This window comes from Microvirga sp. 2MCAF35, assembly GCF_052115545.1.
GTDB lineage: Bacteria > Pseudomonadota > Alphaproteobacteria > Rhizobiales > Beijerinckiaceae > Microvirga.
Map to the genome: position 1 here is coordinate 1 of NZ_JBFRGW010000002.1, position 22,832 is coordinate 22,832.

The 22,832-nt window shown below is 63.5% G+C and carries 20 protein-coding genes and 2 tRNA genes; 11 read left to right on the forward strand and 11 right to left on the reverse strand.

The window, feature by feature from the left end; genetic code table 11:
• The first annotated feature begins 48 nt into the window (after positions 1-48).
• Positions 49-125, forward strand: a tRNA-Met gene (locus tag AB4097_RS01085).
• A 247-nt stretch (positions 126-372) separates the two neighbouring features.
• On the opposite strand, the gene AB4097_RS01090 is transcribed toward AB4097_RS01085, so the two are convergent.
• On the reverse strand, positions 373-789 hold the full coding sequence (locus tag AB4097_RS01090; RefSeq protein ID WP_442036391.1) for a hypothetical protein: 417 nt from the start codon (positions 787-789) through the stop codon (positions 373-375).
• A gap of 549 nt (positions 790-1,338) precedes the next feature.
• On the opposite strand from AB4097_RS01090, the gene AB4097_RS01095 reads away from it, so the two are divergent.
• From AB4097_RS01095 to AB4097_RS01105, 3 genes are all read left to right on the forward strand, one after another.
• A complete protein-coding gene (locus AB4097_RS01095) occupies positions 1,339-2,766 on the forward strand; it encodes a hypothetical protein (protein WP_442036393.1) in 1,428 nt (475 codons plus the stop codon).
• A gap of 117 nt (positions 2,767-2,883) precedes the next feature.
• A complete protein-coding gene (locus AB4097_RS01100) occupies positions 2,884-3,837 on the forward strand; it encodes an aldo/keto reductase (protein ID WP_442036395.1) in 954 nt (317 codons plus the stop codon).
• A 157-nt stretch (positions 3,838-3,994) separates the two neighbouring features.
• Entirely contained in the window at positions 3,995-5,086 is a 1,092-nt protein-coding gene (locus AB4097_RS01105) for an alkene reductase (protein ID WP_442036397.1), read from the forward strand.
• Between the two features lie 3 nt (positions 5,087-5,089).
• Here AB4097_RS01105 and AB4097_RS01110 read toward each other — a convergent pair whose 3' ends face one another.
• Together AB4097_RS01110 and AB4097_RS01115 are read right to left on the reverse strand one after the other, a co-directional pair.
• Positions 5,090-5,578, reverse strand: coding sequence for a hypothetical protein (locus AB4097_RS01110; RefSeq protein WP_442036399.1), 489 nt, complete (start codon positions 5,576-5,578; stop codon positions 5,090-5,092).
• A gap of 46 nt (positions 5,579-5,624) precedes the next feature.
• On the reverse strand, positions 5,625-6,188 hold the full coding sequence (locus AB4097_RS01115; protein ID WP_442036401.1) for a hypothetical protein: 564 nt from the start codon (positions 6,186-6,188) through the stop codon (positions 5,625-5,627).
• 206 nt (positions 6,189-6,394) lie between these two features.
• On the opposite strand from AB4097_RS01115, the gene xth reads away from it, so the two are divergent.
• Positions 6,395-7,180, forward strand: coding sequence for an exodeoxyribonuclease III (gene xth / locus AB4097_RS01120; RefSeq protein WP_442036403.1), 786 nt, complete (start codon positions 6,395-6,397; stop codon positions 7,178-7,180).
• 170 nt (positions 7,181-7,350) lie between these two features.
• On the opposite strand, the gene AB4097_RS01125 is transcribed toward xth, so the two are convergent.
• The 6 genes from AB4097_RS01125 to lipB all read right to left on the reverse strand — a co-directional run bounded on the left by AB4097_RS01125 (position 7,351) and on the right by lipB (position 14,087).
• A complete protein-coding gene (locus AB4097_RS01125) occupies positions 7,351-8,193 on the reverse strand; it encodes a tetratricopeptide repeat protein (protein WP_442036405.1) in 843 nt (280 codons plus the stop codon).
• Entirely contained in the window at positions 8,180-9,910 is a 1,731-nt protein-coding gene (gene ilvD, locus AB4097_RS01130; protein WP_442036407.1) for a dihydroxy-acid dehydratase, read from the reverse strand. Before ilvD ends, AB4097_RS01125 begins: the two co-directional genes overlap by 14 nt.
• Positions 9,911-10,269: 359 nt before the next feature.
• Positions 10,270-11,100 carry a protein-L-isoaspartate O-methyltransferase family protein gene (locus AB4097_RS01135; protein ID WP_442036409.1) on the reverse strand — a complete coding sequence of 277 codons (831 nt, stop codon included), beginning with the start codon at positions 11,098-11,100 and terminating at the stop codon, positions 10,270-10,272.
• 55 nt (positions 11,101-11,155) lie between these two features.
• Positions 11,156-12,763 (reverse strand): carboxyl transferase domain-containing protein, encoded by a 1,608-nt coding sequence (locus AB4097_RS01140; RefSeq protein ID WP_442036411.1) that lies wholly within the window; start codon positions 12,761-12,763, stop codon positions 11,156-11,158.
• Between the two features lie 122 nt (positions 12,764-12,885).
• A complete protein-coding gene (locus AB4097_RS01145) occupies positions 12,886-13,263 on the reverse strand; it encodes a hypothetical protein (protein WP_442036413.1) in 378 nt (125 codons plus the stop codon).
• 89 nt (positions 13,264-13,352) lie between these two features.
• Complete coding sequence (gene lipB / locus AB4097_RS01150) at positions 13,353-14,087, reverse strand: lipoyl(octanoyl) transferase LipB (RefSeq protein WP_442036415.1); 735 nt, start codon at positions 14,085-14,087, stop codon at positions 13,353-13,355.
• Positions 14,088-14,339: 252 nt separating this feature from the next.
• On the opposite strand from lipB, the gene AB4097_RS01155 reads away from it, so the two are divergent.
• From AB4097_RS01155 to AB4097_RS01175, 5 genes are all read left to right on the forward strand, one after another.
• A tRNA-Leu gene (locus AB4097_RS01155) sits at positions 14,340-14,424 on the forward strand.
• Positions 14,425-14,643: 219 nt separating this feature from the next.
• On the forward strand, positions 14,644-16,068 hold the full coding sequence (gene mgtE, locus AB4097_RS01160) for a magnesium transporter (RefSeq protein ID WP_442036417.1): 1,425 nt from the start codon (positions 14,644-14,646) through the stop codon (positions 16,066-16,068).
• Positions 16,069-16,158: 90 nt separating this feature from the next.
• Positions 16,159-17,058, forward strand: coding sequence for a glycoside hydrolase family 25 protein (locus tag AB4097_RS01165; protein ID WP_442036419.1), 900 nt, complete (start codon positions 16,159-16,161; stop codon positions 17,056-17,058).
• A gap of 203 nt (positions 17,059-17,261) precedes the next feature.
• Entirely contained in the window at positions 17,262-18,230 is a 969-nt protein-coding gene (locus AB4097_RS01170) for a M10 family metallopeptidase C-terminal domain-containing protein (protein WP_442036421.1), read from the forward strand.
• A 191-nt stretch (positions 18,231-18,421) separates the two neighbouring features.
• Entirely contained in the window at positions 18,422-19,594 is a 1,173-nt protein-coding gene (locus AB4097_RS01175; protein ID WP_442036423.1) for an isovaleryl-CoA dehydrogenase, read from the forward strand.
• A gap of 36 nt (positions 19,595-19,630) precedes the next feature.
• Here AB4097_RS01175 and AB4097_RS01180 read toward each other — a convergent pair whose 3' ends face one another.
• Together AB4097_RS01180 and AB4097_RS01185 are read right to left on the reverse strand one after the other, a co-directional pair.
• Complete coding sequence (locus tag AB4097_RS01180) at positions 19,631-21,211, reverse strand: hypothetical protein (RefSeq protein WP_442036425.1); 1,581 nt, start codon at positions 21,209-21,211, stop codon at positions 19,631-19,633.
• Positions 21,212-21,357: 146 nt separating this feature from the next.
• Positions 21,358-21,936: a hypothetical protein gene (locus AB4097_RS01185; RefSeq protein WP_442036427.1), complete on the reverse strand. Its 579-nt coding sequence runs from the start codon at positions 21,934-21,936 to the stop codon at positions 21,358-21,360.
• 137 nt (positions 21,937-22,073) lie between these two features.
• On the opposite strand from AB4097_RS01185, the gene AB4097_RS01190 reads away from it, so the two are divergent.
• A complete protein-coding gene (locus tag AB4097_RS01190; protein WP_442036429.1) occupies positions 22,074-22,778 on the forward strand; it encodes a ribonuclease activity regulator RraA in 705 nt (234 codons plus the stop codon).
• Positions 22,779-22,832: the final 54 nt, after the last annotated feature.

Here is a 22,832-nt window from a genome sequence, read left to right on the forward strand (position 1 = left end):
GTGTTTGTGCTCTTCGCCTTCGAAGCCTGCTTCGAAGGCCACACTTGGCGCGGGGTGGAGCAGCCCGGTAGCTCGTCAGGCTCATAACCTGAAGGTCACAGGTTCAAATCCTGTCCCCGCAACCACATCAAAACCCTCCGAGGGCCAAAACCCGCAGAGGGTTTTGGCTTGTCCCGCACACGCCAACAGAAAAAGCCGGAACAAGCACTCCAGACGGGATGGGGCGCGTCGCTTACATCCCGCGGCACGGATCGCCGCGCGTCCCGCATGCACCATCGATCGTCCCAGCCAACAAAAAGCCCTCCCTGCTGCCCGCAAACAGGGCCGTGCCGGTAGACGACGTGAAAAGGATGTGGGCGCGATTGCTTCGCGCTAGGCAACCTGGCCGACAGGATCCAGATCGGCATTCATCGAGAACCGCTCGAGCTGAACGGCGTAGGCCGCTTCCAATCCCTTGAGCCGCGTCTCGGGTTCAGGAACAATCCGGTCCACCGCAGACGTAAGGCGCTTGCAGAAGCGATCCGATGCGGAGACCAGGAGACGGAGCGATCTTGCATTGGGCGGATAGCCGGACGAGGCATCGCGGACCAGCGCAGCCGCAGAAGCATAAAGATCGTCCACCGCCGCCTCGATGCCGGGATCGCGCTTGAGCAGGCTCATGGTGTTGATCAGAAGCACGCGCAGGTCATGCAGGTCGTCTCCCCTGCCAGCCTGCGAAATGAGATTCACCACCTTCTTTACGGCTTCGATTCTGTCGTTGATCGTTTTCGTGATGCTGCTCTCGGCCATGAGCCTTCCCCCTGTCAGGCATGCGTAAAATCCCCGCGGGACTCACAAGATCGAGAATGCGCCGTCATGGTTAATCAATCCTTACGCAGCCATCGGAAACCTGGTCGAAATCGTTGTCCCGCAACGCTCTCCGGCGTCGTCGAGGAAAGTTTCCGTTACGGACATGTGAAGCATTGAGATTTGACCGGAAGCCGACTAAACCTCCCAACATTCTTGATTTGAAATCACCATGCACCTGCAGCTCGCTCTTATACGACCGCAATGGTCCTCGTCACGAAGCCTGCGCTTCGTGAAGGGGTGCCGCGTCATGCATGAGCATGAGCTGCGCCCTGATCCGGGGCCGGCTCCATCGTCCCCGTCGGCGAGGTCCGCACTCACCGGCACCGTTCATCAGGTGCCCTCCCACTTCATGTCGGCTTAACGGTCATCCGTCGCCGGCACGATCCGGCGAATTTCCCTTCTCTCCCGCATTCGCTCTTCTTTGCGCGATGCAGGTTCGCCGGATCCCAGCCTTGCTGAGAACATGCTGAGAAAAGGAGAAGCCCTGCAATGAACAGGGTCTGGACTGAAGAAGAACTCGAGATTCTGCGCCGTGACAGGGAGGCCAAGGTTCCCGTCCCCGTCACCGCTGCGAAACTGGGAAGGCCCGTGCCGGCAACCTATGCCAGGGCGCGGCTGATCGGCACTCTCGTCCAGCCTCACCAGACCTGGGATGAAGCCAGCGTCTCGCGCTTGCGCGAACTCGTTTCGGCCGATCCGCCGCTGACCGACAAGCTGATCGCCGCCGAGCTCGGCCGAACCGTGACCCAGATCCGCTGGAAGATGCAGGACCTAGGCCTAATCGGCGTGCGCGATCTCTCCAAGCTGGCGAAAATCACTGCTGCCGGAATGGCTCGCCCGAAAGCACCTCAGGTGCATTCCGCGAAGCCCGCGGTGGCGAGGGCCGTCGTGCACAAGCCGCTTCGGCCTCCAGTGCCGGAGCGCGATGCACCTGTCATTCAGGCAGAGATGCCTGCCCCCTCTCCCGCGCCGATCCAGAGGAAAGTGCTACCGTCCATCGACGTTCAGGCGGTGATCGTTCAGGCCATCAAGGTTCTCGAAGCATCGATGGCGGAGCATCTGAAGACGATCGTGGCCGAGACGGAATCGGGCATGATCCGCGCGGCGAGAGCCGCCATCGCCGAAAAAGGACGCATCGACCAGCGACTCGTTATCCGGGTCAAGCGCTCGGCCGAGGCGGCCGCCCGCCGTGACGCGGAGGCGAAGAAAGCCGAAGCGGAAGCCAAGCAGCGGCAAATGGAGTCTTGGAAAGCGGGGGCTGAGGCCAAGCGGACGGCGCCCGTGACGGCTCGCCAAACCTATGAAGAAGCGCCACCCCAAGTTCGTGAAGAAAAGGCTCGCGAAGAGAGGACTCGGGAGGAGAAGGCGCTCCGCGAGAGGGTACAGCCTGCAGTTCCCAGGCCCGTTCAGAAGCCCAAGGAGGCGGCGAAGAAGGTCGTCCTGCCCGCCGTGAAGGGTGTTTCCCAGATCGCACCTCTCCGCCCTGCCCCGCAGCCTGTCGCACCGACCGTACCGAAGATCGTCGTGACCGAGACCCCCGCCGCTCCTCGAGTCGAGGAGCCCGAGACGACGGGCGGACAGACGTCCGGCCGCGGCGGCTGGAAGTCCGTCCGTCGGGATCCTGCGCGCGCGCTCGCACAGGCCAAGGCGAAGGCGAAGCCCGCCAATCGCGCCGATGCCATCGACCTCGCCCAAGCCGCGCAGGCGGCCATCGAGCGCTTCATCGCGGAGCGCGGCGTGACGAAATCCGAGTCGAGCGGCATCCAGTCGGTGGTGTCCCGCCTTCAGGCGCGGGGCTACATCGTGGTGCGCGACGAGACCGGCTGGACCATCGACCAACGTCACCGGGTCGGCAGCGAAGCCGAGCTGTTCGCCTTCGCGGAAGCGCGCGGAATCACGTTGAGCGCAGCCGCCTGATCACGGGTGCTCTCGCATCCGACCGCAGCGTATCGTGGGGAAAGCAGGTCCACTTTTCCTCACGATGCGCTATCTCCATGATCCGCTCCGCACCAGCAGCGGAATATGGAGATGAAGATGGAAAAGCGTCGGCTCGGCCGCTCGGACTTGATGGTTTCCCCCCTGTGCCTCGGCGGCAATGTCTTCGGCTGGACGACCGATGAGGCGATGTCGTTCAAGGTGCTCGACGCCTATGTCGATGCCGGCCTCAACTTCATCGACACCGCCGATGTGTATTCCACCTGGGTGCCCGGCCACGTGGGCGGTGAGTCGGAAACGATCATCGGCAAATGGATGAAGGCACGCGGCAATCGCGACAAGCTCGTGGTCGCCTCCAAGGTCGGCTCCGAGATGGCGCCGGACCGCAAGGGTTTGTCGAAGAGCTATATCCGCTCCGCGGTGGAAGCGTCGCTCCAGCGTCTCCAGACCGACCATATCGATCTCTACCAATCCCATCGGGACGATCTCGACACGCCGCAGCAGGAGACGCTCGAGGCCTATGACGAGCTGATCCGGGCAGGAAAGGTGCGGGCCATCGGAGCCTCGAACTTCACGGCCGCCCGGCTGAAGGAGGCGCTTGAGATCAGCGCCGAACGCGGACTGCCGCGCTACGAGAGCCTGCAGCCGAAATACAATCTGTCCGACCGCGCGGAATACGAGGCCGAGCTGGAACCACTCTGCCGGAAGGAAGAGGTCGGCGTCATTCCCTATTACGGCCTCGCCAGCGGGTTCCTGACGGGCAAGTACCGGTCGGAAGCCGATTTCGGCAAGAGCGTGCGCGGCGGGCGCATGGCGGCCTATCTCGATGATCGCGGCCGGCGCATCCTGGCGGCCTTGGACGAGGTCTCCGCACGGAAGAATGCCACGCCGGCCCGGATCGCGCTCGCCTGGCTGATGGCGCGGCCGGGGATCACGGCCCCGATCGCAAGCGCCACGAGCGTGGAGCAGGTGCGGGATCTGGTTCAGGCGACGCAGGTCCGCCTCGACGCTGGGGATATCGCGGAGCTCGACCGGGCCAGCAGCCCGGCTTAGGTCCGGGAATCACTCGGAAGACGCAAACTGGCTTTCGGGTCTACCCCCGAGACAATGCATTTTTGCATGGCAGCCCTCCATTGCATCGGATGGAGGGCTGATTATCTCGTACCGACCTGTGCTTAAGATAATTCCACAGGATGAAACGAGGTTTTCGATGAGTGCCGACGCCAATGCATTGTTCCAGCCCTTCACCCTGGGCGACCTGACCCTGCCCAACCGCCTGGTCATGGCTCCCCTCACCCGGAACCGGGCGGCGGAAGGGGATGTGGCTCGCGATATCACGGCCGCCTATTATGCTCAGCGCGCCAGCGCCGGCCTCCTGATCTCGGAAGGCTCGCAGATCTCCCACCAGGGCCAAGGCTATTTGCGCACGCCCGGCATCTATTCGCCCGAGCAGGTCGCGCATTGGCGAAAGGTGACCGATGCGGTCCACAAGGCGGGCGGCCGGATCTTCATCCAGCTCTGGCACGTGGGACGTGTCTCGCATACATCACTCCAGCCCGGCGGCGGCGCGCCCGTCGGCCCCTCGCCCATCCGCGCTCAAACGAAGACGTTCCTCAAGGAGAGATTTGCCGACGTGTCCGAGCCGCGCGCGCTCGAACTCTCGGAAATTCCCGGTATTCTGCGGGATTACGAGAATGCCGCCCGCAACGCCAAGGAGGCAGGGTTCGACGGCGTCGAGATCCACGCGGCGAACGGCTATCTGCTCGATCAGTTCATGAAGGACGGTTCCAACAAGCGCACCGATGCCTATGGCGGCTCCATCGAGAACCGGGCGCGCCTGACCATCGAGGCGGCTGAAGCCGTGTTGAAGGTGTGGGACAAGGGACGCGTCGGCATCCGCCTGTCTCCGGCCAAGGTGAACGATGCGGAGGATTCGAACCCGCAGGCCCTGTTCAGCCATGTGGTCGAGAAGCTCGACGGCCTGGGCCTCGCCTATATCCACATCATTGAAGGTGCCACCCAGGGCGACCGGAATGCCGTCAGCGTGGATTACGAAGGCCTGCGCCGCTCCTTCCGTGGGGCCTACATCGCCAATAACGGCTATAGCCGCGACATGGCGGCTGAGGCCGTTTCCAGCGGCCGCGCCGATCTGGTGGCGTTCGGGCGTCTCTTCATCGCCAACCCGGACCTCGTCGACCGCTTCCGGCTCAACGCGCCGGTCAACGAGCCGGACCGCACCACGTTCTATGGGGGCGGCACCGAGGGCTACACGGATTACCCGGCTCTCGACGAAGCCGCCTGAGCGTCAGCAACCCTGGCAGATTCCGCGTTTGACCCTCTTATCGGCATCCTCGAGGAGCTTCTCCTCGCGAGAGCTGGGATTGACGGTCGAATGCTCACCCGGTTGCAGGCGGTTGCCGCCTGCAACCGTTCCCGTGGTGCGGGGCCCCGAGCCGCCCGTGCTGCCTTCGGTGCCAGGAGGCGGAATCGTTCCGGTCGTTTCCCGGCTGCCTGTGCCTGTATTTCCCGTCGAGCCGCCCATGCGGCTCGCGCTGTTTCCTGGATCGGCACTCCCCTGTGCGCCCTGTGAAGGCGGACGGATGGACGATCCTCCAGGCTGAGTGCCGCTGCTCGGTGACGCCGAAGAGCCTGTAGACGGTGAGGCCGACGAGCCGCCGCCGGAAGCGCCGCCCGCTCCCCCTCCGCTGGAGCCGCCCGAGGAGCCCTGCGCCCATGCGGTTCCGGCAATCAGGCAGCCTGCGAGCAAGGCGGTCGAAATGGTGAGGTGACGCATCGGCTTCTCCCTTCGGGTCGCTGTTGCACGTCAACTCCAAGCAAACTCACGAGTCTTGGCGACCGTTCCGCCAAATTGTCAGGCTCACGGGTCCCGCGGGATCGAGGACCTGCCGGGGATCCGGCTTCAATCCCTGTTTCGCCAGGAGCGTTTCGGCGCTCGCACCGTCCCGGCAGCCGGAGAAGAGAGGCACACCATCAGGAATGAAGGTTCCCTCGGCGCGGGTCAGGTGAAAGGCGTCGTACCCGACGGCGAGGAAGAGGTCGAAGACCCGGCGGCCGCCAGGCACGGCCACGCGTCCGCCGCCCGGCAGAACGGTTCGAATGGCCTGATCCCAGGCAAGGACCTCGGGGTTCCACCACCAGCCGTCCGGCCGCCGCTCGAGTCCGGGCGAGGACGAGGACAGAATCATCCGCAGCCGGCCCTTCGGATTCGGGTTGGCTTCATGACCCAGGCGGCCGAGCACCGTCACGGCCGATCTGTTGAGCTCGGCCTGGAAGTAGGTCCAATCGGCCTCGTTGCGGAGCTCCTCGGGCGTCAACCCGGATGCATCGGCGATACAGTCGTTGTCAGACACGATGGCGTAGCCGTGAATCTCGATCCGAGACAAGAACCAGTCCTTTCCAAGACGAATCTCTGATGGCGGCGTTCCTCAGGATGCCTAGCACCAGCGCATTGAGCACATGCCACAGGAAATGGGTACCCGCAGGCATGGCCGCATGGGGCGCAACCGTGGGGACGGCGACGAGTTCAACCTTGCCAGCCGAGGACGAACATCCGATGAAGCGGTTAAGATGAAATAGCGGGAGTGACACGATGCGCATTGCCACCTGGAACGTGAACTCCATCAAGCAGAGGCTGGACCATCTCGCCACTTTCATGAAGAGCGCGGATCCGGACGTGCTTTGTCTCCAGGAGTTGAAATGCGTGGATGAGGCCTTTCCCCGCACGGAGGTCGAGGCGCTCGGCTACAACGTCGCCACTCATGGCCAGAAGGCTTATAACGGCGTCGCCATTCTGTCCAAGCGCCCGCTGGAGGATCTGCGCCGGGGCCTGCCGGGGGACGAGAGCGACGAGCAGGCCCGCTACCTGGAAGGCGTGATCTCGACCTCTCACGGCACCGTGCGGGTGGCCTCCATCTATCTGCCCAACGGCAATCCCATCGGCACGCCGAAATTCGACTACAAGCTCGCCTGGATGGACCGGCTCCGTGCTCACGCGAAGAGCCTCCTCCGGCTCGAGGAGCCTTTGGTTCTGTGCGGCGACTACAATGTCATCCCCGAGCCCAAGGATGCCATGGATCCGTCGGCCTGGACCAACGACGCCCTGTTCCAGCCGGAGAGCCGGGCCAAGTTCCGAGAACTGGTCAATCTCGGCTTTCTCGACGCCGTGCGCGCCTGCAACGATCAGCCCGGCCTCTACTCGTTCTGGGATTATCAGGCGGGCGCCTTCCAGCGGAACAACGGCATCCGCATCGACCACCTGCTGCTCTCGGCCCAGGCGCAGGACAAGCTCAGGACGGCCTCGATCCGAAAGGAAGTGCGCGGCTGGGACAAGCCATCCGACCACGTGCCGGTGATGGTCGATCTGGATATCGAGTGATCGTCGAGCGCCTCGCTCTCGCGCCGGGTAAAGGCACCCTGTCCCTCTGCACCCTCTCTGTCGGGATGGCCGGCCTTGTGCCGGCCATCCCGATAAGGAAAAGCGCCGTGCCTCTCCAATCGAGATCACCGGCACGAGGCCGGTGATGACGTTGAGGAAGTTCGTCCGCCCTACCGGCGCGACTGGATGTACTGCTCCAGCAGGGCCAGCGCGAGCTTGCGATCGCTTTCGTCCGCAGCCGCGAAGGCATCGTCGTAGAGAGACACGATCCACTGGTCCTTGGGCGCATCGGTGGAGGCTTCGCGCGCGAGGGTCAGCCACATGAGGCCCTTGGACCGCTGGCGCGGAACGCCCTGCCCGGTCATCAGAAGATGCCCGAGAAGCGCCTGGGAAGCGGTGTGGCCCTTCTCGGCCGCCAGGTTGAACCAGCGGGCCGCATGACGGGCGTCCTTCCGGACCCCCGTGCCTTCGAGGTAGAGACGGGCGAGGTTGTACTGGGCGTTGGAGTCGCTGAAATACGTCGCCGCGTAGCTGAACATCTCGACGGCCCGCTCCGGGTTGGACGCGACATAGCTGTCCTTGATGCCATCCAGGAAATAGCCCCCGAGCGCAACGAAGGCGCTGGAGACGACCGAAGCGTTGGGAGAATCGGGGCTCTCGTCCGCATGCTGGTCAGCGAGCTGCGAGAAGTACTCGAACGCCTTCAGGTCGTCGTGCTCGACGCCGTCGCCGTCCGCGTACATGCGCCCGAGCTTCCAAAGCGCGAGCGAATGCCCCTGGCCCGCCGCATATTCGAGCGCATGCACGGCCCCAATCTTGTCGCCGGCATAATAGTCGCGCATGCCGCTGCGCAGGGCATCGCGCGCCGAACCGTACTTGATGCCCGGTGCGAGAGCTGGAGCCAGGGCAGGCGTGAGTGGCTGCGGACGCGGCGCGGCATCGAGCGCACAGGCGGCGCCGACGCCGAGGGTAGCGACCCACAACGTGGCTGCAATGAGTTTAAACGTCCGCATAGGTTTCTTTTTCTGCGGCTCCGCCGGGATGGGTCACAGCCCCATCCCGCGCAGGGCCCACGGTTTGCGAATATTTCCAGAGATAGCCGGAGGTGGCGTTCGTCTCCCGCGGCTTCCATTCGGAACGGCGCTTGGCCAATTCCTCGTCTGGGAGTTCCACGTCGATCGTGCCCTTGATGGCATCGATGGCGATGATGTCACCGTCCTCGATCAGCCCGATCGGCCCGCCCACCGCCGCTTCCGGCCCCACATGTCCGATGCAGAAGCCGCGGGTTGCGCCCGAGAAGCGGCCGTCGGTGATGAGGGCCACCTTGTCTCCCATGCCCTGGCCGTAGAGCGCCGCCGTGGTGGAGAGCATCTCGCGCATGCCGGGACCGCCGCGGGGCCCTTCGTAGCGGATCACCAGGACCTCGCCTTCCTTGTACTGGCGCGTGGAGACCGCCTCGAAGCAGGCCTCCTCACCGTCGAAGCACCGGGCGGGGCCACGGAAGGTCTGCTTTTCAGCCGGCATGCCGGCGACTTTCACGATGGCTCCTTCGGGAGCGAGATTGCCCTTCAGGCCGACGACACCTCCCGTGAGGGTGATCGGCTTGTCGGCCGGATAGACCACGTCCTGATCGTCGTTCCATTTCACGGAAGCGAGGTTCTCGGCCATGGTGCGACCGGTCACGGTCATGCAGTCTCCGTGCATGTAGCCGTGGTCGAGAAGCGTCTTCATGAGCAGCGGAATGCCACCGACCTCGAACAGGTCCTTGGCGACGTATCGCCCACCCGGCTTCAAGTCGGCAATGTAGGGCGTCCGCTTGAAGATTTCCGCGACGTCGAACAGGTCGAACTTGATTCCCGCCTCATGCGCGATGGCGGGAAGGTGCAGGGCCGCGTTGGTCGAGCCGCCGGAGGCCGCCACCACGGTCGCGGCGTTCTCCAGGGATTTGCGGGTCACGATATCGCGCGGACGGATGTTCCTGGCGATCAGGTCCATGATCTGCTCGCCGGCAGCGGCGCAAAACCGATCGCGGATCTCGTATGGCGCCGGTGCGCCGGCCGAATACGGCAGTGCTATCCCCATCGCTTCGGAAACGGTCGCCATAGTGTTGGCAGTGAACTGTGCGCCGCAGGCGCCGGCCGACGGGCAGGCGACCTGCTCGAGCTCGGTGAGATCCTCATCCGACATCTCGCCGACCGAGTACTTGCCGACGGCCTCGAAGAGATCCTGCACGGTCACCTGACGACCGCGGAAGGAACCCGGCAGAATCGATCCGCCATAGATGAAGATCGACGGCACGTTGAGGCGCACCATCGCCATCATCATCCCCGGCAGGGACTTGTCGCAGCCGGCCATGCCGACGAGCGCATCGTAGGAATGGCCGCGCATGGTCAGCTCGACCGAATCCGCGATCACTTCACGGGACGGAAGCGACGCCTTCATGCCCTGGTGGCCCATGGCGATGCCGTCGGTCACCGTGATGGTGCAGAACTCGCGCGGAGTGCCGCTGGCGGCAGCCACGCCCTTCTTCACGGCCTGGGCTTGGCGCATGAGGGAGATGTTGCAGGGAGCGGCCTCGTTCCAGCAGGTCGCGACGCCGACGAGCGGCTGAGCGATCTGCTCCTTGGTCAGACCCATGGCATAGAGATAGGAGCGATGCGGCGCGCGAGCGGGCCCCTCCGTCACGTGACGGCTCGGCAGCTTCGACTTGTCGATCAACCGCGCATCCATGGTCCGCACTCTTCTTCCACCCGGTTCTCACGAGGAGATCCAAGTCCTTTGGAACTCTCGTGATCTGCCATGTGCTACGCCACCGATGCAATGACCCTTCGGAAGGATCAACTGAACAGCCTTAACCCGTTTTCTGCCCCAGGCGTCGTAACGTAAAGCTTTGGTTTTGAAGCACTTTAGCCGGCATCAGGTGTAGCGCTCCGTTTATGGCGGCATCGCGGCGGAGCTTGGGCCAACAGAGGCAAGATGTTGAAGGTTTGAGGGTGTTGCTCCACCGCAACATTTTTGGGACAGGATTCCCCTTCCCTTACGGCATTAGAGCCCTAGGGACAGACATTTTTCGTCCGGACGGGTCTTCTTCAAGTCCCTATCTCTTCCGCCGAAAACCACACATCGTCATAGATTGTGACGGCGCTGGAATCAGGCGAGCGGTCGCTCCGAATCCAGATGGATCGAACGGCAGCCAGATCGGCTTCGGTCGGCAGGCGGCTGATGGAGATTCGTTCGGTCGTTCCGCTGCAGGAGATGAAGCCGACATTCATCAGCGTTTCCACGCTGAACCCTCCTGCTCGCCGTGTCACCAGGAGTGCCGGCCCCCAGCCATTGTGCGGCTGCCACGGGAAGATCAGGCGCCCGTCTGGATTGAGAGCACGAAGCCATTCGACATCCGGCGCGAGCACACCCGCATTGACGTATACGACATCGGCGTTCGGCAGGGTCCGGCCGAAGGCGGAAGCGGAATGGACGGCGACGTTGGAGTAAGCGTCCAGGTTCCGTGCCGCCTGAGCCGCGAGGTCGGCCTCGTACTCGAAAGCCTCGACGCGCCCGTCAGGCTGGACGAGCAGAGACAGGATGGCGGTGTAATAGCCCGTCCCCGCGCCCACATGGATCACCGCCTCGCCCGGCTGCGGGCTGACGGCATCGATCCAGGCGGCATGAAGGGCCGGTTCGCCGTTGTTGATGCCGCGCTTGAGATCGATGGCGACGAGGACGTTCTCGTAGATATCGGCGATTTCGGATGTCCGCGTCGCGACGCCCATGCTGATGATGGTCCAGGGAGGCGGCGGCAGGAACGCTTCCCGTGGGACGGACGCGAAAGCCTGCTCGATGCGCCCGTCACAGATCTCTGCCAGCCGGGCGATCTGCGCGGCATAGGCACGACGATAATGGTCGGAACCTTCCTGCGGCATGCTTTGAAAGCGCCTTCAGGCCGCAAGAGTTCCACGATGCGAGAAGCCCGCTCGATTACATCCTGAATACGCCGAACTTCGTCTCCGGAACCGGAGCGTTCAACGCCGCCGAGAAGGCCAAGGCAAGCACCCGCCGTGTCTCGGACGGCAGGATGATGCCGTCGTCCCACAGGCGTGCCGTGGCATAGTAAGGCGAGCCTTCCTTCTCGTACTTGTCGCGGATCGGCGCCTTGAAGCTCTCCTCCTCGTCCGCGCTCCACGCCTTGCCCTCGGCCTCGATATTGTCGCGCCGCACGGTGGCAAGAACGCTCGCCGCCTGCTCGCCGCCCATCACCGAGATGCGCGAGTTCGGCCAGGCGAAAAGGAAGCGTGGAGAATAGGCGCGGCCGCACATGCCGTAATTGCCGGCGCCGAACGAGCCGCCGACCAGCAGAGTGACCTTCGGCACCTGGGCGCAGGCGACCGCCGTAACGAGCTTCGCACCGTCCTTGGCGATGCCGCCGGCCTCGTACTGGCGACCGACCATGAAGCCGGAGATGTTCTGCAGGAAGAGCAGCGGGATGCGCCGCTGGCAGCACAGCTCGATGAAATGCGCGCCTTTCTGCGCGCTCTCCGAGAATAGGATGCCGTTATTGGCGATGATGCCGACCGGCATGCCCCAGATCCGCGCGAAACCCGTGACGAGGGTCGTGCCGTAAAGGCGTTTGAACTCGTCGAACTCTGAGCCGTCGACCAAGCGGGCGATCACCTCGCGGATGTCGTATTGCTTCTTGAGATCGGTGGGCACGATCGCGTCGAGGTCGTCGATGGCGTATTTCGGCTCCACCGGCTCGGCAATGTCGATATCGATGCTCTTGCGCGTGTTCAGCGTGCCGACGATGCGTCGCGCGATGGCGAGCGCATGAACGTCGTCCGTGGCGTAATGGTCGGCCACGCCCGATAGGCGGGCATGAACGTCCGCGCCGCCGAGATCCTCGGCAGAGACCACCTCGCCGGTTGCCGCCTTCACCAGGGGCGGGCCGCCGAGAAAGATCGTGCCCTGGCGGCGCACGATGATGGTTTCGTCGGACATGGCCGGGACATAGGCGCCGCCCGCCGTGCACGAGCCCATGACGCAGGCGATCTGCGGAATCCCGAGCGAGGACAGGGTCGCCTGATTATAGAAGATGCGCCCGAAATGCTCCCGGTCCGGGAAGACGTCGGTCTGGTGGGGCAGGTTCGCGCCGCCGGAATCAACCAGGTAGATGCAGGGCAGACGGTTCTCGCGCGCCACTTCCTGGGCGCGCAGGTGCTTCTTCACCGTCATCGGGTAATAGGTGCCGCCCTTGATCGTCGAATCGTTGCAGACGATCATGACCTCGCGGCCTTCGACGCGCCCGATGCCGGTGATGATCCCGGCGCCGTGGATGGCGTCCTCGTACATGCCGTGGGCGGCGAGCGAGCCGAGTTCCAGGAACGGAGCGCCCGGATCGAGGAGGCGCATCACGCGCTCTCGCGGCAGGAGCTTGCCGCGGGCGAGGTGGCGCTCCCGCGCCTTGGCGGGACCGCCTTCCGCTATTTCCTGCCGTTTGGACTGGAGTTCATCGGCGAGTTCGGCCCAGGCCGCACGATTCGCCCGCGCGGCGTCCGATGCCAGATCGGCGGAGGTGGAGATGACGGGCACGGCGGCTTTCTCCCTCGTTCTTATCTTAGTCTAGGCTCCTTCACGGCGGAAAGCCGGAGGGCCGTCAACGTCAGTACCTAGAACCTGGGAGCCGATGCAACCGGGATCGGCAGCCTCTCGCGTCAGCCTTTCGCACGAATGACGGTTTCCTGGCGCACGACGCCCGAGCCGCAGCGATAGGCGATGCCGCGCACGAGCGACCAGTCATGGGAGACCTGCTGCAGGTAGAGATGCGTGCCGCCGAGCGCGACGGTGGCCTGCAGCATGTCCTCGGTGGCGTAGCCGAAGGTCGTGCTGCCGAGGGTCGTGCCGAAGCCAATATAGAGGGGTCTGGCCGTCCCGGGCGTCGTCGGGGTCACGGGGCTGACCTCACCCAAACGGGCGCAGACCCGCACGTCCGCCGGCGAATCGACGATCTTGACGAGTTCCGTCGGCTCGGGCCGGTAGGCGCAGGCCGAGGCAGCCAGGGCGACGAGGGAAGCGAGTAAGGCACGTTGCATGGAAGTTCCGCCAATCATCAGCCGTTTGCACAAGCTTAGAGCATGAAGCGGCCTTGGGGAGAAGCCTTGCCGTATCGTCTGTGAAAAACCTACGCGCCGTGGCTCAAGAGCAACGGTGTCTCGACCCGCTCGGTCGGCCCGAAGATCCCCTCGAAAGCCGTGCGCAGGGCCGCATCCACCTCCGGCATGGTGACCGGGATGCCGAGATCGACGAGGCTCGTGACCCCGTGCTGGGTCACGCCGCAGGGAACAATCCCGGTGAAGTGCGACAGATCGGGCTCCACGTTGAGGCTGATTCCGTGGAACGTGGCCCAGCGGCGGACGCGGATGCCGATGGCGGCGATCTTGTCCTCGGTGGCCTCTCCCTTGTCCGGCCGACGCACCCATACGCCGACCCGGTCCTCCCGTCGCTCGCCGCGGATGTTGAAGGCATCGAGGGTTGCGATGAGCCATGCCTCCAGGGCCGTCACGTAGCGGCGGAGATCGGGGGCGCGGCGCTTGAGGTCGAGCATCACATAGGCGACCCGCTGGCCGGGCCCATGATAGGTGTATTGCCCTCCCCGGCCCGTCTGGTGAACCGGGAAGCGATCCGGGTCCACGAGGTCCTCCGCCTTGGCCGAGGTCCCGGCCGTATAGAGCGGCGGATGCTCCACGAGCCACACCAGTTCCCTGGCCTCGCCGGCCGCAACCGCCTCGGCGCGGGCCTCCATGAAGGCGACGGCCTCCTCGTAGCCGACGGGGTGGTCCGTGATCGCCCATTCCACCGGAGGGGAGCCGCTTTCGGGCTGGAACTGAACGGTCAGGCTGTCTCGCAGGTTCGACACCGATTCACCTTGAAACTTGGCGGGGCAGAGCGGAGCTGCTCTGGCCCTGAAGGAGCCGGAGGCATCCCAGGCTCGCCGTAGAACTCCCGCTTATATAGTCGTCACAGGTGCTCATCGCCTATACCGCGCCCGGCAGGCGAGGCATTCGCTCACGTCAATTTGCGGATCCGGAGCGGAAGGGGTTGCAGCCCCCGAGTCGATCTGCTAGAGCGGCCTCCTCTTCAGGAGAAACCCACTCCTGGAACCGAGTTCGCGGTCATGGCGGAATTGGTAGACGCACTACCTTGAGGTGGTAGCGGGGAGACCCGTGGAGGTTCGAGTCCTCTTGACCGCACCAATCTCGGCACTCACGTGCCGAACACGAAAAGGCCCCTTCGGGGGCCTTTTTTTGTTGACTATGCTGCTGGCGCAAGTGGCTCGAGCCACGCGCTCAGGCGCACGCATCGATCCCGCAGAAAAGATCGCCAAGCGATTCTTCGAGAAAGTCTTTTAGGCGCATTGCGTGGGCGCTCCCCCGCACCTAAAAGGCGGACAACCCACCTTCAGAGGACGGCTGATGCTGGAAGTCGAAGACAAGACGCCGCTCCCGAAGCCCGATGAGCCCGAAACCGAGACCCTCTCCTTCAGGGACGAGGAGGGCGAGCTCAATCCGGAATTCCTGGCCGCCGCCGCCGATGCCATCGAGGCTTCCGAAGTCGAGCGCCTGCAAGAGCTCGTCGAAGGCTTCCACGAATCCGAGCTCGGCGACCTGCTCGAAGCGCTCGAACCCGATCAGCGCCCCCGCCTCATCGAACTCCTCGGCCGGTCCTTCGACTTTGCCGCCCTGACCGAGGTGGACGAGGCGGTCCGCGAGGAGATTCTCGAGGAACTCGAAACCTCGACCGTCGCCGAGGGTGTCCGCGACCTCGATTCCGACGACGCCGTCACGATCCTCGAGAGCCTTCCCGAAGACGAGAAGGCGGAGGTCCTCGAGCAGCTTCCGGCCATCGAGCGCGTCGCGCTCCAGCGCTCCCTCGATTACCCTGAGGATAGCGCCGGACGGCGCATGCAGACCGAGTTCATCGCCGTGCCGCCATTCTGGACGATCGGGCAGACGATCGACTTCATGCGCGAGACGGTGGACCTGCCGGAAACCTTCTACGAGATCTTCGTCATCGATCCGGCAGGCCATCTGCTGGGAGCCGTGGCGCTGGACAGGCTCCTGCGCTCGAAGCGTCCGGTCACGATCCAGGAAATCATGGACGACGAGCCCGACCGGGTGAAGGCGACCGAACACCAGGAGGAAGTGGCGCGCCTGTTCGAGCGCTACAACCTCGTGTCCGCGGCCGTGGTGGACGAAGCGGGCCGCCTCGTCGGCGTCATCCTGGTCGACGACATCGTGGACGTGCTCGAGGAGGAGGCCGACGCCGACATCAAGCAGCTCGGCGGCGTGAAGTCCGACGAAGAGCTGTCGGACACCGTCTTCTATACCCAGAGAAGCCGATTCCCCTGGCTCTTCGCCAATATGTGCACCGCCTTCCTGGCCGCGGGCGTGATCCGCGTCTTCGAGGAATCCCTCGAACGGATGGTGGCGCTCGCCATCCTGATGCCCATCGTCGCCTCCATGGGCGGCAATGCCGGCACCCAGACCATGACGGTGGCTGTCCGGGCGCTCGCCACCCGCGAACTCGGCCGCGCCAATGCCTGGCGCATCATCCGACGCGAGGCCGCGGTCGGCATCCTTAACGGGCTGATCTTCGCCGTCATCCTGGGAACGGTCGCGAGCGTGTGGTTCCAGTCGCCTCAGATCGGCCTCGTGATCGGCCTTGCGCTCATCTCGGTCCTGGTCTTCGCGGCGCTCGGGGGCATCTTCGTTCCCTTGACCCTCAACCGGTTCGGCGTCGACCCCGCCGTTTCGTCAGGCCCTTTCGTCACGAGCATCACGGATATCGTCGGCTTCTTCTCCTTTTTGGGTATCGCAACGCTCTGGTTTCGTCTGTAGTCTCGCTTCGCACCGCGCTCGTAAGGGCCTGTTAACGCTCTTCGGGCATCTCTGGTGCGATCCCGTTTTGCGTACAATACAGTTGAACCGATGAAGACTCGCCGCCGCTCCCCCAGCCGCTCCAAGTGTTCCGGCCTGACGACTTTCGTGCAGGCTGCCCGGTTCAGCGCGCTCGCTGCAATCGCCTTGGGTCTCGCCTCATGCGCCATTATGCCCTCGTCGAGCCGCTATCCGACGAAGGGCGATGTCAGGCCTCACGAAGGCGTCGCATCGGCCCATCAGCTTCCGATCCACGGGGTCGACATCTCCAAATGGCAGGGCGAGGTCGATTGGGCCTCCCTGCGTCAGGCCGGCACCCAGTTCGCCTTCATCAAGGCGACCGAGGGCGGCGACCACATCGACAGCAAGTTCCATGAGAACTGGCAGGAGGCCAAGCGGGCGGGCGTGCCGCGCGGAGCCTACCACTTCGTCTACTGGTGCCGCCCGGCGCACGAGCAGGCAGCCTGGTTCAAGAGCAACGTGCCCAAGGACCCGGACGCCCTCCCCCCGGTGCTCGACGTGGAATGGAACGGGCAGTCGGTGAACTGCCCCCGGAAAGTTCCGCGCGAGCAGGCGCTCGCCATGATCGACGTGATGCTGCGCGAGATGGAAGCCCATACCGGCAAGCGCCCGATCATCTACACGGACATCACCTTCCATAAGGAAATTCTGGAAGGCGAGTTCAACGATTATCCCTACTGGATCCGCAGCACGGCCGCCGAGCCGCATGTGCGCTATAACAACCGCCGCTGGACCTTCTGGCAGTTCACGACCACGGGCCGCGTTCCCGGCGTAAGGGGCGACGTCGACCGCAACACGTTCTACGGCACGGAAAACCAATGGCGCATGTTCGTCCAGAGCGCCTGCGATCCGCGCGATCATAGCCGCCTGAGTGCACAGGGTGTCTGCCGCAACATGGACCCGGTCCAGACCGCCAGCATCGGCGAGTAAGGAAACGGAAGGATCGGTGACGATTCCGCCCCCCTCAGCACGTGAGGAATCGTGCTGTATTTTTGTTACTGCTGACTGATAAGACCCAAGCCCACGTATGTCAGGACCCTGTTTTTGAGAGGAACGTCCTAGCTCACTTGCTCATGTCAACGAAACGTTATATAGATATATATTAACCATTCTTGAACCGAGATTATGGATACATGGTAACCGGGGTGAACCAAGGCGCAATCAATCAAATCGGACCGGATGGCTGCATTATTACTTTAGACGAGCCTTTTACTCCTACCTATCCGGAAGGCACTCTGGTCACCGAAACCGATGCGGACGGCGTTCTGATCGGCGGAGCCGGAAATGATACGATCGTTGGCGGAGCCGGAAACGATACGCTCACAGGTGGACTAGGAGCTGACACACTCCTGGGCGGCATCGGCGACGACGTCTACCGGCCGGCTGGTAGCCCTGATCTGGGTGGCGATATTATCGAGGATGCAGGCGGGAATGACACCGTTCACATCAGATGGGGCGGACCTTCAGAAATCGCCTGTATCTTCAAGGAAGGTGCCAATCTCATCCTATACTTCCGCAATGGGATGACTGCCTCCGTCGGTCAGTTGACGATCAAGAGCTATTTCACGGCCGACGGCTACATCGAGAATATCGATTTTGGCGGCACCGTTTGGCATATGGAGGACGTTCTGGCAGCTCTCGGACGTAAGCCCGACGCCACCCCTGGAACCGATCCGGGCGCGTCCGTAGTCGCTCCTCCTTCTGAGGATAATGCTGATGATGAGTCTTCCGGCGGCGCCAACATCCTTGCCGGGACCGCAGGTCGGGATGTTCTCACCGGCAGCCTGGATGCGGATATCTTCTACTTCTCCAGCCGGGCTGATGTGGGCCTCGGCAAGAAGCGCGATACCATTGTGAACTTCGAGTATGGCGTCGATAAGATCGACCTCAGCGGGATCGATGCTGATACGAAGGCTGCCGGCAACAACGCCTTCAAGTCTCTTCTGACCGGCAAGAAGCATTTCACCAAGGCTGGACAGCTTCATTACGATGCCAAAGCGGGCATTCTCTCCGGTAACACGGATAAGGACGCAGCGGCCGAGTTTCAAATCCAGCTCAAGAACAAGCCGGAAATTCTGAAGCTCAGCGACTTCGTTCTCTGATCGTAAGGCCATCCCAAAGTCTAAAACTCCCCTGCTCCGGTCGGGGAGTTTTTTTATTGCCCTCCCTTCGATCAAACTTCTCCAACTTCTTCGCTTGATAAGGGCAGCATTGCTGACCAAAATAGGCAATCAGAAAAGCGATCCGTCTCCGTCTGCGATCATGGGCGGGCGAATGGAACCGGGAGGAACAGATGCTGCAGAATGCCGCCAAGGGCTTCAATTTCGATCTCGGCGAGACCGCCGACGCCATCCGCGAAACCGTTCGCGATTTCGCCCAGGAGAAAATCGCGCCCCGCGCCGAGGAGATCGACCGGACGAACCAGTTCCCGCGCGATCTCTGGCCCCAGATGGGCGATCTCGGCCTGCACGGCATCACGGTCGAGGAGGAATATGGCGGAGCGGGGCTCGGTTATCTCGAACACGTGATCGCCATGGAGGAGATTTCCCGCGCCTCCGCGTCGGTCGGTTTGTCCTACGGCGCTCACTCGAACCTCTGCGTCAACCAGATCCGTCGCAACGGCAATGAGGACCAGAAGCGTCGTTACCTGCCGAAGCTTATCTCCGGTGAGCATCTCGGGGCGCTCGCCATGTCCGAGCCCGGCTCCGGCTCCGACGTGGTCTCCATGCGCACCCGCGCCGAGAAACGGGGCGACCGCTACGTGCTCAACGGCAACAAGATGTGGATTACCAACGGCCCCACGGCCGATACGCTGGTGGTCTACGCCAAGACCGACCCGGCAGCGGGCCCGCGCGGCATTACGGCCTTCCTGATCGAGAAAGGGTTCAAGGGCTTCTCCACGCACCAGAAACTCGACAAGCTCGGCATGCGCGGCTCCGACACCTGCGAACTTGTGTTCGAGGATTGCGATGTGCCGGAAGAGAACGTGCTCGGTCAGGTCGGGCGGGGCGTGAACGTGCTCATGTCGGGCCTCGATTATGAGCGTGCCGTGCTGGCTGCGGGCTCAACGGGCATCATGCAGGCCTGCATGGACGTGGTCCTGCCCTACATCCACGAACGCAAGCAATTCGGACAGGCCATCGGCGAGTTCCAGCTCGTGCAGGGCAAGGTCGCCGACATGTACGTGACCATGAATGCCGCGAAGGCCTATGTCTATGCGGTGGCCAAGGCTTGCGACCGCGGTGAGACCACTCGCGAGGACGCGGCCGGCGCCATCCTCTACGCGGCCGAGAACGCGACGAAGATGGCTCTGGACGCAATCCAGCTCCTCGGCGGCAACGGCTATATCAACGATTATCCGACGGGCCGCCTGCTGCGCGACGCGAAACTCTACGAGATTGGCGCTGGCACGAGCGAGATCCGCCGCATGCTGATCGGGCGCGAGCTGTTTACCAAGACGGCTTAGATCATAGAACGTGCGTTCGAGTTCACGTCCGATGCTTCAGGAATCTTTCCTGACCTTATAGAGCTGGAACCCGCGCCCATTGTGCACGATCTTCAGGAGATCGGGCGCGGGATTGGCCGTCTCGTCCGGATCGGTGCCGAGCACAATCAGATAGTCGTAGAATTCCGTCCAGCGATCCCAATAATGGGGACCATCGGCTGGAGCTTCATCTTCGTCCGCAGCCACGATGATCTGGCTGATGCGCGGCGTATCCCCGTCTTCCGTGTCGACATGCCCGCCGTATTCCGGTCGTGCGTGAAGGATCTGCTTTCCGGGCACGACGAACAGGCGGGAGACGAGGGCCGACCGCTCGATCACCGCAAGCGTCGGCGCATGGGACAAGGCGGCGTCCACAGGCCCCTCGGCCGGATCGTCCGCCTGGGTGACGAGCAGGCGCGACCCCGGTGGCATGAGGCGCAGCGAGCTTTTCAGCTCCTGAAGCGGCTGCGAGATGGCTACCCAATGCGCTGAAACGTCCACGACGCGAAAGGCGATTGCGACAAGACAGACCGCGAAGAAGGCATTGTGGTTCTCGAGCCTCTTCAGATCGACCGAGATGAAGCCGAGCGTCATGAAGAAGATGCCAACGACGATCCGCTGGTCGGCCATCCAGGAGCCGAAGGCCATGCGCGGCATGGCGAGAAAGGCCAGCGTCAGCACGCCGGCCACGATCAAGCCGGCCGGATGAAAGCTGACCAGGCCTCGTTTGACGGCGATCCCGATGGCGATGGCGATCAGGATCAGGAACGGGATGTCGGTGACATCCGAATAGACCGAAAAGAAAAGCGTGAGGGCTTCGAACTTGCCCTGTGATTCCCAGACGATGTCGTGCGAGAGCCCCCAGGTCGGGCTGCTGATGAGAAAGTAGAGGAAAGGCAGGAACGGCACGCCGAGTGCCAGGGCGCTCCTGAGCAGGGGCGCGGGCTTCCAGGCCTTCTGCGTCCAGAGCCGCCAGAACTCGAAACTGGCGATGCCGAGACCGTAGAGACCGAGGGCCGACAGATGGCAGACATACAGAATCGCGCAGAAGACGAAGCTCGCCAGGGCCCGGACGATTACCGGCTTCCCGCAGAGCCTGATCCAGACGGAGAGGCCCAGCACCGCCGCCCCCACGCCGAACAGGTAGTTCATCAGGCCCGTGAACAGAAAGCCGTTATAGACGAACAATCCGCCCACGAGCGGCCAGGCCGACCAGCGCCCGTCGAGCGTGCGGTGCAGCAGCATCGGCCCCAGGAGCATGAGGAGGAGGGTCAGCGCCACGAAAACCCGACCGGCGGCATAGACCCCGAGCGCAGGGACCAGCGGCGGGACGATCAGATCCATGATGAGATTGGGAATCGGCGCCCAGGCGACCTCGTAGAACCGGGACAGGGACTCGTTGCCCGGGATGCCTGCGAGGGCCTGCATCCGCGCCAGGTGATTGGGGTAATCCTCCAGCGGCGGCACGACCGTGTAGAAAAGGGGCAGCAGGATCAGAGCCGCCACGAGCAAAGTCTGTTTGAGGACGACCCAGGGGCGCTCGATGCTCCTGTCGAGAGAGGCGGAGGCCGACAGGCCGCGATTCTGGAATTCGGACATCCCCTACCCCGCATCCGTATTGTTCATGGACGGCGCGAATCTCGTCCTTTGGACGGCATAAGAGCCTGCGCCCGTTCCAGGTCAACCTCATCTTTCAAAGAGGGTCTTTGAGAAATGCCAGGAATTCCGGACGTGCGACACTTCGCTCAGATCGTCCACACGTCCCGGGTGATGGCAATCAGGGACAGGGCTTCGTTCCCTCCGCGGAAGATCAGGCGCAGGCTTTTCCAGTTCATCTCCGCCGCGTCGCCTTTTCCTCGCACATGCAGTTCGACGACGATGCTGTCGGACGCGAAGGCATGATTATTGTTGATATCGTTTCCCCGCTGGCGCGGCTCGTTGTAGAACACCTCGTCCGCCTTGCGGTAATCCGTGTTCCATACGAACTCTTCGAAGTAGCGGCGGCAATCGGCCTCGATGGGATCGCCGCTGCCGTCCTTCTCGCCCCAATGGCGCACCCGAGGATCCGTGGCGCAATGCTCGACCTCGGCGCGAGACAGGCGCACGTCGCCGTTATCGATCATCGCATAGGGGCTCACGATCAGCCCCTCCCCGCCGATGAACGATGCGAGCTTCGAGAAATCCCGGTTTGCCAAAGCGTCCAAAACCTCCGCGACGAGGCCTTGCACAGCATGACGCGCTTCATCGGGTTTCAGCGGCGCTGCCGAGACCGGCGGGGCAACGATGGCGAAGCACAGGAGCAAAATGGCAAGGAAGCGTTTCATTCAGCATTGCACCTGGACAGACCCCTGATATTAGCATCACAACAACGAAACATTGATGCAGGAAATCGCAAGGTCTTATGGTGGCATTCGGGGCGGGTGGCCGTTATGAGTAACTACCCCAACGTCAGGAACCTCTCATGACTCTCGACAAGACCATCGCCGACGCCCTGCGCGCCGCCTCCACCGCCACGATCACCACCGTGCTGCTGAAAAAGGGCGTCCGCCGCTGCTGGATGAAGGGACCGATGCCGGCCTTCAATGCCACCGAGAAGATGGTCGGCCGCGCCTTCACCCTGCGCTTCGTCCCGGCCCGCGAGGATCTGGCGACGCCGGAATCCTGGGCCTCACCGCGCTCCACCCGCGCGGCCATCGAGGACATGCCGGAAGGCTGCATCGCGGTCGTCGATTCCATGGGTGTCACCGATGCCGGCATCTTCGGTGACATTCTCACGGCCCGCATGCAGAAGCGCGGCGTCGCTGCCCTCATCACGGACGGCGTGGTGCGCGATGCGGCCGGTGTCGAAGGCACGAACCTGCCGGTCTGGTGCGCGGGCGTGGCCGCTCCGCCGTCCGTGGCGGGCCTCACCTTCGTCGGCTGGCAGGAGCCCATCGGCTGCGGCGGCGTCGCCATCTTCCCCGATGACGTGATCGTGGCCGACCGCGACGGGGTCGTGGTGATCCCCGCAGCCATGGTGGAAGAGGTCGCCAAAGCCGCCGTGGAGCAGGAACGCTACGAACTCTGGGTCATGCGCGAAGTGGAAAAGGGCGTTCCCCTCCCCGGCCTGTATCCGCCGAACGCCGAGACCAAGGCCCGCTACGAGGCCGAGGCGAACAGATCGTAAGGCAGCTTTGTTTCGCAAGGCCTCCATAGTCTCTGCACGTCATGGCCGGCCTTG

Bases quoted from the DNA above. Each gene is read 5' to 3' on its own strand.
- AB4097_RS01165 (WP_442036419.1), top strand. From the start codon at position 16,159: ATGAAGACTCGCCGCCGCTCCCCCAGCCGCTCCAAGTGTTCCGGCCTG.
- AB4097_RS01180 (WP_442036425.1), bottom strand. From the start codon at position 21,211: ATGTCCGAATTCCAGAATCGCGGCCTGTCGGCCTCCGCCTCTCTCGAC.
- AB4097_RS01190 (WP_442036429.1), top strand. From the start codon at position 22,074: ATGACTCTCGACAAGACCATCGCCGACGCCCTGCGCGCCGCCTCCACC.
- AB4097_RS01095 (WP_442036393.1), top strand. From the start codon at position 1,339: ATGAACAGGGTCTGGACTGAAGAAGAACTCGAGATTCTGCGCCGTGAC.
- AB4097_RS01185 (WP_442036427.1), bottom strand. From the start codon at position 21,936: ATGAAACGCTTCCTTGCCATTTTGCTCCTGTGCTTCGCCATCGTTGCC.
- AB4097_RS01110 (WP_442036399.1), bottom strand. From the start codon at position 5,578: ATGCGTCACCTCACCATTTCGACCGCCTTGCTCGCAGGCTGCCTGATT.
- ilvD (WP_442036407.1), bottom strand. From the start codon at position 9,910: ATGGATGCGCGGTTGATCGACAAGTCGAAGCTGCCGAGCCGTCACGTG.
- mgtE (WP_442036417.1), top strand. From the start codon at position 14,644: ATGCTGGAAGTCGAAGACAAGACGCCGCTCCCGAAGCCCGATGAGCCC.
- AB4097_RS01145 (WP_442036413.1), bottom strand. From the start codon at position 13,263: ATGCAACGTGCCTTACTCGCTTCCCTCGTCGCCCTGGCTGCCTCGGCC.
- AB4097_RS01100 (WP_442036395.1), top strand. From the start codon at position 2,884: ATGGAAAAGCGTCGGCTCGGCCGCTCGGACTTGATGGTTTCCCCCCTG.
- AB4097_RS01170 (WP_442036421.1), top strand. From the start codon at position 17,262: ATGGTAACCGGGGTGAACCAAGGCGCAATCAATCAAATCGGACCGGAT.
- AB4097_RS01175 (WP_442036423.1), top strand. From the start codon at position 18,422: ATGCTGCAGAATGCCGCCAAGGGCTTCAATTTCGATCTCGGCGAGACC.
- AB4097_RS01125 (WP_442036405.1), bottom strand. From the start codon at position 8,193: ATGCGGACGTTTAAACTCATTGCAGCCACGTTGTGGGTCGCTACCCTC.
- AB4097_RS01105 (WP_442036397.1), top strand. From the start codon at position 3,995: ATGAGTGCCGACGCCAATGCATTGTTCCAGCCCTTCACCCTGGGCGAC.
- AB4097_RS01135 (WP_442036409.1), bottom strand. From the start codon at position 11,100: ATGCCGCAGGAAGGTTCCGACCATTATCGTCGTGCCTATGCCGCGCAG.
- AB4097_RS01090 (WP_442036391.1), bottom strand. From the start codon at position 789: ATGGCCGAGAGCAGCATCACGAAAACGATCAACGACAGAATCGAAGCC.
- xth (WP_442036403.1), top strand. From the start codon at position 6,395: ATGCGCATTGCCACCTGGAACGTGAACTCCATCAAGCAGAGGCTGGAC.